General features: G+C 73.3%; 10 protein-coding genes. 4 read left to right on the top strand and 6 right to left on the bottom strand.

Annotated features, from left to right (window positions below):
- The first annotated feature begins 67 nt into the window (after positions 1-67).
- Positions 68-919 carry an AraC family transcriptional regulator gene (locus K8612_RS01590; RefSeq protein ID WP_223761024.1) on the top strand — a complete coding sequence of 284 codons (852 nt, stop codon included), beginning with the start codon at positions 68-70 and terminating at the stop codon, positions 917-919.
- A 12-nt stretch (positions 920-931) separates the two neighbouring features.
- Here K8612_RS01590 and K8612_RS01585 read toward each other — a convergent pair whose 3' ends face one another.
- The 4 genes from K8612_RS01585 to K8612_RS01570 all read right to left on the bottom strand — a co-directional run bounded on the left by K8612_RS01585 (position 932) and on the right by K8612_RS01570 (position 5,002).
- The gene (locus K8612_RS01585) at positions 932-1,885 is read right to left on the bottom strand and encodes an NAD(P)/FAD-dependent oxidoreductase (RefSeq protein WP_223761023.1); all 954 of its coding nucleotides are present in this window, start codon (positions 1,883-1,885) and stop codon (positions 932-934) included.
- A 118-nt stretch (positions 1,886-2,003) separates the two neighbouring features.
- Positions 2,004-3,323, bottom strand: a complete 1,320-nt coding sequence (locus K8612_RS01580; RefSeq protein WP_223761022.1) for a lysophospholipid acyltransferase family protein — start codon at positions 3,321-3,323, stop codon at positions 2,004-2,006.
- Between the two features lie 300 nt (positions 3,324-3,623).
- Positions 3,624-4,397 carry an anti-sigma factor gene (locus K8612_RS01575; protein WP_223761021.1) on the bottom strand — a complete coding sequence of 258 codons (774 nt, stop codon included), beginning with the start codon at positions 4,395-4,397 and terminating at the stop codon, positions 3,624-3,626.
- The gene (locus tag K8612_RS01570) at positions 4,394-5,002 is read right to left on the bottom strand and encodes an RNA polymerase sigma factor (RefSeq protein WP_223761020.1); all 609 of its coding nucleotides are present in this window, start codon (positions 5,000-5,002) and stop codon (positions 4,394-4,396) included. Before K8612_RS01570 ends, K8612_RS01575 begins: the two co-directional genes overlap by 4 nt.
- Positions 5,003-5,152: 150 nt before the next feature.
- Here K8612_RS01570 and K8612_RS01565 point away from each other — a divergent pair, with 150 nt between their 5' ends.
- From K8612_RS01565 to K8612_RS01555, 3 genes are read left to right on the top strand one after another with little or no spacing between them, the layout of a single operon-like run.
- A complete protein-coding gene (locus tag K8612_RS01565; RefSeq protein WP_223761019.1) occupies positions 5,153-6,409 on the top strand; it encodes a hypothetical protein in 1,257 nt (418 codons plus the stop codon).
- Positions 6,406-7,158, top strand: a complete 753-nt coding sequence (locus tag K8612_RS01560; protein ID WP_223739987.1) for a hypothetical protein — start codon at positions 6,406-6,408, stop codon at positions 7,156-7,158. Before K8612_RS01565 ends, K8612_RS01560 begins: the two co-directional genes overlap by 4 nt.
- The gene (locus K8612_RS01555; protein WP_223761018.1) at positions 7,155-8,288 is read left to right on the top strand and encodes a putative Ig domain-containing protein; all 1,134 of its coding nucleotides are present in this window, start codon (positions 7,155-7,157) and stop codon (positions 8,286-8,288) included. Before K8612_RS01560 ends, K8612_RS01555 begins: the two co-directional genes overlap by 4 nt.
- A gap of 10 nt (positions 8,289-8,298) precedes the next feature.
- Here the strand turns inward: K8612_RS01555 and K8612_RS01550 are convergent, their stop codons facing one another.
- Both K8612_RS01550 and K8612_RS01545 read right to left on the bottom strand, forming a co-directional pair.
- Complete coding sequence (locus K8612_RS01550; protein WP_223739989.1) at positions 8,299-8,829, bottom strand: hypothetical protein; 531 nt, start codon at positions 8,827-8,829, stop codon at positions 8,299-8,301.
- A gap of 16 nt (positions 8,830-8,845) precedes the next feature.
- On the bottom strand, positions 8,846-11,914 hold the full coding sequence (locus K8612_RS01545; protein WP_223761017.1) for a POTRA domain-containing protein: 3,069 nt from the start codon (positions 11,912-11,914) through the stop codon (positions 8,846-8,848).
- Between the last annotated feature and the right edge of the window lie 8 nt (positions 11,915-11,922).

The following is an 11,922-nucleotide window of genomic DNA, read 5'->3' as shown; positions in this document are numbered from 1 at the left end:
CGCATCCGAGCCCGGGGCAACGGCGTGGGCAGGTTCCCTGCCCGCCAGGGAAGGAAGCGAGGCGCTCGTGGCGGTCGTGCATTCGCAGCCGGTGCACGTCTGGGAGGTGCCGTCGACCACCCTGGTCGTCGCATGCGGCCATGCCCAGCAGGCGCCCTCCCCCCATGCCGCCTCTCACCCGCAGGCCGTGCTCGCGCTCTACACGGGCGGGCGGGCCGTCATCGACCAGCGCACCCGGCTGACGGTGTCCGCGGGCGACGTGATGCTCATCCCCGCGGGGGAGAAACACCGCACGGTGGTGTCCGAGCGGGCGGAGGTCTGGGGGCTCGGGTTCCATCCGTCCGCCTTCACGCACACGGAGGTGGGGCCGCTGCTGGAGCCCTTCGAGCGCGTGCGCCAGGGCGCCTCCGCCGTGGTGCCGATTCCGTCCGGGCGGCAGGAGCACCTGGTGCGGCTGCTGTCGGAGCTTCGCGCGGAGACGCGCGCACCGCACCGCGCGCTGGGGGAGCAGGTGACGCGCAGCCTCTTCTCCCTGGTGCTCGCGGAGGTGGCCCGCTCCAGCACGTGGGCGCCCGTGGAGTCGCGTCCGACGCTCGCGGGGGAAGCGCTCTCGTACATCGAACGGCACTGCCTGGAGCCCATCTCGCTGCGCGAGGTGGCCGCCGCCGTGGGCCGCTCGCCCGCGCACGTCACCACCGCGCTGAAGCAGGCCACGGGCCGCAGCGTGGTGGAGTGGATCATCTCCGGGCGGATGGCGGAGGCGCGGCGGCGGCTGATGTCCACGGACGAGCGCGTGGACATCATCGCGGAGCGCGTGGGCTACGCCGACCCCACGCACTTCATCCGCCTGTTCCGGCGCGCGGAGGGGCTCACGCCCGCCGCGTGGCGCAAGCAGCACCGCGCGCCGTCCGCGCACTGACGGCCCGTCGTCTCAGTGCCCCTTCTGCCGTGACGGTGCGGGCTTCCCCGTCACCTCCGTGTAGCGGCGGTCCGCGTCCTCCAGGATGAGGGCGTGGTTCATCATCGCCGCGGCGATGGTGCCCGCGCTGGCCGCCGCGATGGCCGCCTGCATCGGCGTCGTCATGTCGCCCACCGCGACGACGCCGGGCACGGACGTCTCTCCCGTGGGGCCCACCTTCACGTAGCCCAGGTCATCCAGCGCGAGCCCCAGCCGCGTCACCAACTCGTGCTGCTGCTGCGGCGGCGCGGAGAACATCACGCTCCGGGCGATGCGCGTCCCGTCCTCCAGCTCCACCTCCGCCAGGCGCCCGTCCTTCCCGTGCAGCGCGCGGATCCTCCGCTCCTCCAGCGGGATGCCCAGGGCCTGGAGTCTTTCACGCTGCTCCGGCGGTACCTCGAAGGCGCCGTGGGTGAAGACGATGAGGTCCTTCGACCAGTTCTGGATGATGGGGGCGCCGTCCAGGTACTGCGGGTTCTTCGCCAGCATGGCGAACGGTTGGTCCTGGACCTCCCAGCCGTGACAGTAGGGACACTGGAAGATGCTGGGCCCCCACAGCTCCTTGTAGCCGGGGATGTCCAGCATGACGTCCACCACGCCCATCGCCAGCAGCAGGCGCCGCGCGTCCACCGACGTGCCGTCTCCCAGCGCCACGCGGAAGCCGCCCTCGTGCTTCTCCACGGAGCCCACGCGCGTGTCGAGCGCCTCCACGTTGGGGTAGGCCTTCAACTGCTCGCGGCTGATGCGCCGGAACTCCGGGGGCGGGATGCCGTCCCGCGAACCGAAGCCGTGCATGTGCGCCGCCGCCGCGTTGCGCGGCGGGCCCGCGTCGCAGAGCAGCACCTTCTTGCGCCCGCGCCCCAGATACAGCGCGGCGTTGAGCCCACCCGGGCCGCCTCCCACGATGACCACGTCGTATGCCGCCATTGCCCTGCTCCTGGTGTTGATTCCCTTGGAGGAGGAACCTAACGACCGGACCCGGGCCCACAGGAGGGCGGGGCTTTCGACGGCATCGGCGGATCTTCCGGTCCGCCCACGCCGCCTGCTACCGCGCGACGGTGCCGTCGAGCTTCGGCCGGTACTCCTCCGCCAGCCGCTCCACCTCGACCGCCAGCCGCTCCCCTTCCGCGAGCAGCCGGGCCTTCAGCCGCTTCCGGTTGCCCAGCGTGAAGAACAGCTCCAGGTCATGGCGGGTGGCGTCCCAGCGCTCCGCGAACGACAGCGTGAACAGCGCCAGCGGCGGGATGGCCACGAAGGTCCCCAACCCCCACGCCCACCCGCCCCACACCGCCGCGACCGCCGTCAGGCCCCACCACCACACGACGGACACCACCGCCGCGGTGAGGAACTTCACCGTGGCCTGGACGTCCAGCTCCGCGCTGCGCGCCGCCATCCGGGGCAGCGGATAGGGCAGCGCGAACACCGCCAGCCCCAGCGCGAACAGCGGCAGCCCGAACAGCAGGCGCGCCAGCGTCCTCACCGCGAACGGCACCACGTTGCCCGGGCGGTACTCCACGGACAGCTCCTCCGGCCGCGACGCCTGCACCAGCGACATCCGGTGGCCGAACGAGGACAGGTGCTGATGCAGGCGCGCGTAGCGCTCCGGCTCCTGCGTCCGGAACAGCCGCACCCCTCGCGCCCACAGCCGCAGCCGCTCCGCGTCCAGCGCGCCGCCCTGGCGGAAGGCGTAGAGCTGCTCCGCCACCCGCACCACCGGCAGGTCCGCCCACTGCTCCAGGTTCAGCGTCACCGCGCGCAGGCCCTCCGCCACCCGCTCCGTCAGCGCGCGCACCGCGTCCTGCTCCGACGCCGCGTCCTCCGGCAGGAAGGCCGTCACGTCGATGGGGGCGCCCTGGTCGATGAGCACCTCGCTGCGGAAGACGTTCTTCTCCGCGTAGGTGAGCCCCACCGGGACGATGCGCACCGGGGCGCCCTCGCGCGCGGCGTTGAGCGCGATGCGCGCCGCCCCCGTCTTCAGCTCCGCCAGCTCCGGCTCCGAGTGGCTCTTCCCCTCCGGGAAGATGGTGATGGCCCGCCCCTGCACGAGCGCGCCCTTCGCCGCCTCCAGCGTGCCCTCGTTGCGCCCCATCTGCGCCGGGTCGTCCTGCTTGCGGTACACCGGCAGCGCGTCCAGCCCCTTCAACAGCCAGCCGATGACGGGCAGCTTGAACAACGGCGCCTTGGCCATGAACGTCACCTGGCGCCGCGTGAGGATGAACACCAGCGCCGGGTCGATGAGCCCGTTCGGATGGTTGCCCACGAAGAGCACCGGCCCGGACGGCGCTTCGCCCGGGGCGTTCACCTTCACCCGGTAGAAGAGCCGCAGCGCCAGCGCCACCACCGCCCGCACACACGCGTAGAACACGTCGTGGACTGTATACCGGCCCCCCACCCCGGGCCCGTCCACGCTCCGGACACTGTCACCGCCAGGGGCGGCATGGACCCCCTGCCCCGCCAGCGCTCCGGCTTCGGCCAGTACAGAACAGTCCGGCGGGCGGCGATCCACGCGGCGGCGCTCGCGACACACCTGGGAAGTGCGCGGACATGGAAAGTGGACCGCCGCGTCCAGCGTCCGTGAGTCACTCACGGTCCCCACAAGACACGGCAGTCCCCGCCCCCCTCCTGTGCTCGCACGGGAGGGGGGTTGTTCGCTCGCGGGGGCGGCTCAGCGAGGCTGGAGCGTCACCTGCGTGTCCGCGACGGTGCGGCCCTGCGCGTCCGTGAAGCGCGCGCGCACGGGCACCGGGCCCGTCAGCCATCCGCCCTGCACGGGCGTGCTGAAGGGCAGCGTGACGTCCACGCCCGCGGCGACCTCCGGGGCCGGGCCCTCGCTCGGGAAGAAGCGCAGCGGCTCGCCACCGGCGGGCAAACCCTCCAGCGACAGGCGCGCGCGCTCCGGCGCGGTGTAGCTGAACTGCACCGCGTTGCCCTCCGCGCACGTCAGCGTCCCACCGGGCCGGGCCTCCGCCAGCACCGTGCCTTCGGGCGAGACGCAGAAGGCGCGCACGCCCCAGGCCCCTTCGCCCGGGGCGGACGAGCGCGCCTGCCACTCCGGCGCGTCCCGCGGTGCCTGGCGCTCCAGGGTTGGCGCTACGACGACCAGCGCCACCGTCGCGGCGGCGGCGCCCAGCGCCAGGGGCATGAAGAGCGGGGATGAGAACCACCGCCTGCGCTCGGACGTCACCACCGCGCGCGCGGGGGCGGGTTGAAGTCTGGCGAACAGCGCCTGCTCCAGGTGCGCGCTCCGGGACTGGGGCAGCGCCCGCCGCTCCAGCACCGACTCCACGCGCGACAGCCGCGTGTACGTCTCCTGACAGTCCGGGCAGGTGGCCAGGTGCGCGCGCAGGCGCTGGAAGCCCTCCGCGTCCAGCCCGTCCCGGCCCTTCTCGAAGAGCGCGGCCATGGCCTGCTTCGCCCGGCGGTCGTCACATCCACTCATCGCGCACCCCGCCGCTTGAAGAAGCTCCAGCCCTGCGTCTCCAGGTCCTCGAGGTACCCCTTCGACTGGAGGAACCCCAGCAACCGGGACTTCAACCCGAACTCGCGCCGCCGCACCTGGATGCGCGTGAGCCCCAGCGCCGTGGCGGCCTCCTCCTGGGGCAGGCCCTCGCCGAAGCGCAGCTCGAACAGCCGGTGTTCTTCACGTGACAGGCCGCCCTTGAACGCCGCGAGCAGCGCCTCCACCTCGCGGTCCTCCAGCAGCTCGTCCAGCCCACCTTCGTCGGAGGAGGCCTCGGTGAGCCCCTCGAAGGCCTCGTCGCGCCCCACCAGCTCGCGCTCGCGCGACTGCTCCAGCAGCACGTTGCGCGCGATGCCCATCAGGAAGTGGGCATAGGGACGCGTGCCGTTGTAGGCCGCGCGCGTGCGCGGCTCGAAGGCGCGGGCGAAGGTCTCCAGCAGCGTGTTCTCCAGCTCCATCGCGTTCCTCAGACGGGTGAAGGCTCCCCGCCATGCGGCCGCCTTGAGCAGTCGGGCGAGCGGCTCCGCGTGCGCGCGATACACCTCCGCCAACACCTCCGGGGTGCCTTCGCGAAAACGGCGCAACGTGTCGTCATCCCACTCCATCCCTCAAGGGCTTACCGCGTCCGTCGCGGTCCCGTCATCCGCATGTTGTCGCGAGCGGCCACCGGTGGATTGTCGGTTGCGCCCCGTGGCATTCTTTCGCACAGCGCATCGCGCAAACCCTTGATGTCCATGCCCTCTCACAGGCCCCTGGTCCTGGGGGTGCTCCTCTTGCTGGCCGGAACCGCCACGGGCGCCGCGCCGGAGCAGGTGCACTACGCCCTCATCGTGGCCAGCAACACGGGCACGGAGCGGTCCCAGGCGCCCCTGCGCTACGCGGACGATGACGGCGCCCGGTACTACGAGCTGTTCGCGCCCCGCTCGCGGGAGGTGGTGCTGCTGAGCGTGCTGGACGCGGAGACCCAGGCCCTGCACCCGGGGCTCGCCGCGAAGACGCGCCCGCCCACGCACCCCGCGCTGTCCGCTGCGCTCTCCCGCCTGAACGCCCGCATGGCGGAGGACCGGGCGAAGGGCGCCGTGCCGGTGCTGACCTTCGTGTTCGTGGGCCACGGCAAGCGCGGCGCCGCGGGCGAAGGCGCCGTCAGCCTGCTGGACGGGCCGCTGACGCGCACGGAGCTGTACGAGCGCGTGATTTCGCCGAGCAAGGCCTCCTTCCTCCAGCTCATCGTGGACGCGTGTGACTCCTACTTCTTCGTCCACTCGCGCGGCGCGCTGCCGGTGGGCCCCGCGTACGTGGACGCGGTGAAGGGGCTCCTGGGAAACCGCGAGCTGGCGCGATTCCCGCAGGTGGGCGTGGTGCTGTCCACGGCCTCGGAGCAGGAGAGCCAGGAGTGGAGCGCCATCCGCTCCGGCGTCTTCAGCCACATGGTGCGCTCGGCGCTGTCGGGCGCGGGCGACGTCAACGGGGACGGCAAGGTGGACTACGCGGAGCTGCGGGCCTTCGTGGCCGCCGCGAGCCAGGGCACGAACGACGTGCGGGGCCAGCCCAACGTGTTCATCCAGCCGCCCGCGCTCAACCGCGCGTTCGCGCTGACGGACCTGGGGGACGCCGCGTCGCTGGGCTACCTGATGGTGCCCACGGGCCTGGCGGGCCGGCTGTGGGTGGAGGACGCGCGCGGCATCCGCGTGGTGGAGCTGCACAAGGAGCGCGAGCGTCCGCTGGTGGTGGCCCTGCCCGTGGGGCGCGGCTACTACCTGCGCGGCAGCGGCCGGGAGGCGCCGTTCGCCATCACCCGCGCGTCGGAGGTGGTGGACGCGGGGGGCCTGCCCTGGCACGACGCCAGCGTGGCGGCCCGGGGCGCGGTGCAGGACGCGATGCGCGACAAGCTCTTCTCCGTGCCCTTCGGACCGCGCTTCTACCGGGGCTACATGGCGAGCCTCGGCATCACGCCGTCGCCGGACGAAGCGGACGCCGCGCTGGTGCCATGAGCCTGCCCGCATCCCTGCTGTTGATGCTGCTGCGCATGTCCGCGCCCTGCGACGCGAACACGCGCGTGGTGCTCATGCCCTTTGAGAGGCTGGCCCTGCCGTCCGAGGACGCGCGCGAGCTGGAGGACGCCACGCGGCGCGCGGTGGCCGCGTTGCCGGACGCGTGCCTGGAGTCGCGCGAGGACACGCTGGCGCGGCTGCGCGGCTCGGGCGCGGCGCTGACGGCGTGTGGCGACGCGGAGTGCCGGAGCGCGCAGGCGTCGGCGCTGGGCGTGCGCAGGCTGGTGCGGGGCGTGGCGCTGGGCGTGGGGGGCAAGCGCAGCGTGGCGCTCACGGTGACGGACGCGCGAGGCCCGGAGACGCGAGCGCAGTTCGAAGCCCCCGCCACGACGCCGGGCGAAGCGGACGCGCGCGCGAGGCAGGCGCTCCACCAGGTGTGGTCGCCGCTGGTGACGGCGCAGGCGACGCGGGAGCCCCAGCGCTCGCGCGTGCTGCCCAGGGTGTTGTGGGGCGCGGGCGGCGCGGCGCTCCTCGCGGGCGTGGGCTTCGGACTTGCCGCGCGGAGCACGGAGTCCAAGGTGTCGAGGAACGGCGGCGAGTGCGCCACGGCCGGCCAGTCCTTCGCGGACTGCTTCGAGTCCCGGCTCGAAGCGGGCCGCCGCCAGGCGCGGACCTCCAATGTACTGCTGGGCGTGGGCGCGCTGCTCGGCGTGGGCGGCGCGGTGTCCTTCATCTGGGAGCTGCCATGAGGAACCTGCTCGCCGCGCTGACCGGTGCTGTCGTCCTCACGGTGGGGGCGTGCACGTTCGCGCCGGACCTGTCGCGCTTCGCCGCGTGCGATGCGCCGGGAGGCTGCCCCTCCGGCACGTCGTGCCTCCCGTCGGAGAACCGCTGTCTGCCGGCCTGTGGCGAGGGAGGCCCCTGTGACGACGACCCCGAGCCCGTGGACCCGCCGGACGCGGGCACGGACGTGGACGCGGGCACGGGCACGGACGCGGATGCCGGCGCGACGGACGCGGGCACGGACGTGGATGCCGGCGCGACGGACGCGGGCACGGACGTGGATGCCGGCGCGACGGACGCGGGCCCTTCCGCGCTCGCGCTGGAGTCCCTCCTGCCTGAGGCGGTCGAGTCCATGCCCTATTCAGGCCAGCTCCAGGCCCGGGGCGGCACCCCGCCGTACACGTTCAACGCCACCGGCCCGCTCCCCGCGGGCATCCTGCTCGACACCGAAGGCCGCCTCACCGGCGCGCCCAAGCAGGCGGGGGACCAGGTCCTCCCGGTGGAGGTGACCGACCTGAGCACCCCGACGAAGCGCGCCAGCGGCAGCCTCACCCTGCACGTGCGTCCGCTGCTGCGGGTCGCGGGGCCGGAGCCGCTGGCGGACGCCATCAACAAGCGCGACTACACCGAGCGCGTCTCCGCCACCGGCGGCAAGCGGCCGTACACCTTCGCGCTCGCGCAGGGGCAGTCACTGCCGGCGGGGCTGACGCTCGCGGCGGACGGCCTCATCACCGGCACCACGACCCAGGCCGGGAAGACGACGTTCACGGTGGTCGTGACGGACAGCGACACGCCGCCCCAGTCCGCCACCGGCTCGCTCTCCATCACCCTCACGAGCGCTCCCGGCACCGTCACGCTGATGTCGAAGGCCGTGCCCAAGGGCCGCGTGGGCTCTGACTACATCTACGACGTGCGCGCCAGCGGCACGGGCAACTGGAGCGTGAAGAGCGGAGCGCTGCCGCCGGGCATCCTCCTGGACACGAAGGACGGCATCCTCTCCGGCAAGCCCACGAGCCCGGGCGACTTCACCTTCCTGCTCGGCGTCGCGGACCTGCTCTTCTCCGACGAGCGCTTCTACACCCTGCACGTCGACTGACGCGCGGGCCTCACGGGTAGCGGTCCACCACCTGGATGACGCCCGTGTTGTCCTGCACCACGGAGAAGCCCTTCATGGGGCTGGGGTACGCGATGAGCCCCTCGCCGTCCCGGTCCCAGCGCGTGTCCAGCAGCACGCCGCAGAAGGGCACGGACGTGGCGCCGCTCTCCGGGGTGAAGATGCGGTCGTACCGGCCGAACACGCGGTGCTTCGTCACGTACAGCCGCCCGCCGATGCGCGCCCCTGGCAGCTTCGCCTCCCCTTCCGCCTGCGGCAGCGCGATGACGAAGCTGTAGTTGTACCGGGCCGGCCCCGGGTGGTCCTGGATGCTGTCCACGATGACGGGGATGCGGTCGCCCACCTTCAGCCCCAGCCGCTCCATCTGGAGCTGCGCGCCGCGAGGACAACTGCCCTCCGGCGGCATCCACGCGGGCCGCGGCGCCTTCTGGGCCGCGTCCGGCCCGTGCTGACACGCGAGCGCGAACAGGCCCCACAGGGCCAGGCCTCCCATCACTCCACGCCGCGCACGGTGGGTCCGCATGGACGAAGGCCTCCGGTCAGAACGTCCCGATGCTGAAGTGGAACTGCGTGGGCGCTTCGTTGAGCGCTTCGTCCCGGTCCAGGTTGAAGCCCACGTCGAAGGCCAGCGGGCCCACGGGCGTCACGTAGCGCAGGCCCACGCCCGCCGCGTAGCGCAGCACGCCCGGGTCGAACAGCGTGCGGTCCTGCCACAGGTTGCCCGCCTCGAAGAAGAGCCCCAGGTCCACCGCGGCGATGGCCGGCACGCGCAGCTCCGCCTTGGCCAGGGTGAAGAGCTCGCCGCCCTGGCTCGCGGGCACCTGCCCCGCGAGCACCGCCTTCAAGTCATCCGGGCAGCCCGCGGGGGAGATGACGGCGCGGCACGCGGCCAGCCGCTGGTGCAGCACCTCGCGCACGTCCTGCGGCAGCACGCCGTCCTCGCGGAAGCCCCGGAGGCTGGAGGAGCCGCCCAGGTAGAACAGCTTGGACCCGATGTTCTGCGCCCCCTGCGTCAGCGGCACGATGGTGCCCGCGCGCGCGCTCACCGCCACGCTCGCGCGGCGGCCCAGCGGCGCGTACGCGCTCACGCTGCCGGACAGCTTCACGCCGTCGATGGGGAACTCCGGCACCCGGTTGCCCGCGACGTCCGTGGGGTGGACGCTGAGGCCGCGCATGAACTCCACGCTGCTGCTGAGCACCATGCCGCGCCGGGGGTTGGCCGGATCATCGCGGAAGTCCAACGTCATGGACGGGCGCAGCGAGTGCAGCGCGAAGTCGCCGTACGGGTAGCGCAGGCGCTCCTGGTCCGCGCGGTTGATGAGCTCCAGCACGCCCCCGCGCGAGCGCAGCCGGTTGTTCTCCAGTTCGTACTGGAGCGACACGTTCACCCACGACGCCAGCGCCCAGTCCACGCCCATCACCGCCGCGAACCGCGTGGACAGGTACGACGGCCGGTGCACGCGCTCGCCAATCAGGTCCAGCCGCGCGCCAATCTCCTGCGGCGCCAGGAAGGACAGCCGGGGCTGGGACAGCGCCAGGTTGCCGCGCCCGCCCAGGCCGCTGAAGCCGTCCAGGTCGGACTCACACGCCTCGCCGGACAGCTCCCCCGTGGAGCACCCGGCCGGCAGCCGCGAGGACGACAGCGCCTCCGCGCTCGCGCCCGCGTAGTTCACCTTGCCGCGCGCCAGCAGGTTCAGCCCCCGGCCGTCCAGGTTGCGCCACGCCGTGTCCAGCGTGATGCGCGGACCGTCCACCAGGAAGTAGCCGCCGGACACCTCGCCGTCGATGCGCGGGCGCTCCTGCACCGTCACCAGCACGTCCTTGGAGGCCTCGCGGCGGTTGGGGTCCGCCAGCGACACCTCCGCCTGACGGAACAGCCCCAGCCGCGACAGCCGGCGCTGCGCCTCCGCCAGGGCCTCCACGGACAGCGGCTGTCCGGGCTTCAAATCCAACTGCGCCAGCACCACGTCGGGGTCCGAGCGCGTCAGCCCCTGGAGCAGCACCTGCCCCACGCGCACGCGCGGCCCCGGGTCCGTGCGGAAGGTCACCTGCGCGGAGGTGCCGTTCTCCTCCACCGACACGGAGTTGCTCACGTGCGCGAAGAGGTAGCCCTCGCGGCCCAGCCCCCGCTCCAGCGCGACCTGCGCCTGCTCCACCTTCTCGAAGCTCAGCGGCGTGCCCACGGGCAGCAGCAGGTTCACCCAGACCGGGTCCACCTCCAGCGGGATGCCCAGGAAGATGGGCGCGCGGATCAACGCCTGGGGCCCCTCCTCCACGTCGAAGTCCGCCTCCGCCGTGTGACGGGCCACGTCCAGGGTGAGCCCCCGGAAGGTCACCTGCGCGGACGCGAAGCCCTGCTCGCGGTAGGCCATCGTCATCGCGTCCGCGGCCTCCAGCCACGCGTCCTCCACGTAGACGGTGGACGGGTCGGGCGGAGACATCCCGCGCGGGTCCTGGCGCCGCTCGCGCCCCTCCGTCTCCAGCGGGTCCTCGCGCATGGGCAGGTCCAGCTCCGGCCACGTCTCCAGCGCCGCCACCTGGTTGGTGAGCATGGAGCGCAGCACGGCGGAGGACAGCGCCGCGTTGCCGCGGAAGCGCACGTCCGTCACGCGCAGCGGGGCGCCCTCTTCCACCTGGAAGCCCAGCACCGCCGCCTCCCCGTCCGGCCGGAGGACCTCCAGCGCCCGCACGCGCGCGTCGTGGAAGCCGCGCCGCCGGTAGAACGCCTCCAGCCGCCGCGCGAGCCGCGCCGCCACGGACTCGTCCATCGCCTCCTCGCCGTCGTAGGCCACCACGCGCGCCAGCAGCGAGTCCGGGAAGCGGCGGTTGCCCGCGAAGCGCAGGTGGAACGCGGGGCCCGCGGACACCGGCACCGCCACGGAGGCCTCGCTGTCCTCCACGACGACGGCGGGCGTGCCCACCCAGGCCCGCCAGTGCTGGCCCTCGCGCAGCAGCACGCGCAGCCGCTCCAGGCCGCCGTCCAGCTTCGCCCGGTCGAAGACCTCTCCGGGCTTCATCCCCAGCGCCTCCACCAGGCGCGGCAGCGGCAGCGCGGGGCTGCCGGAGAAGGTCACCTGCCGCACGCGGGTGGGCTTGCCCTCCGACACCACCAGCGTCACCGCCACGCCGCCCGCGGGCACCGGCCGCTCCTCCACCTGGATGTCGACGGCGTCGTAGCCCTTGCGCTGGTAGGCCTCGCGCACGGCGTCCGCCGCGGTGTCCAGCTCCTCCGGGTCCAACGGCCCGCCCTGGAGCAGCCCGCTCGCCTCCAGCAGCTCTCCGGACGTGAGGACCTGGTTGCCCCGCACCGCCACGTGCGACAGCCGCGGCAGGGGCGAGAGCTGGAACACCAGCCGTACACCACCCGGCACGTCCTGCGTGAGCGCCACCACGTCCGCGAAGCGCCCCGTGGCGAACAACTGCTCCACCGACCTGCGCACCGCCCCCGGCGTCAGCGCCTGTCCCTTGCGCACGGTGACGAGCCCCGAGAGCCCGTCCGGGGCCATGCCCTCCGGGAGGTGCAGCTCCACGGCCACGACTTCCGGCGCGTCATCGTCGTGGCCCGGGGGCGCGGCGAAGGCGGGCCGCGCGCACACGAGGAGCAGCACCGCGGCCA

It is taken from the genome of Corallococcus sp. AS-1-6 (assembly GCF_020037015.1).
GTDB lineage: Bacteria > Myxococcota > Myxococcia > Myxococcales > Myxococcaceae > Corallococcus.
The sequence above is the reverse complement of the archived record's forward strand: the minus strand, read 5'-3'. Positions and strand labels throughout refer to the sequence as shown.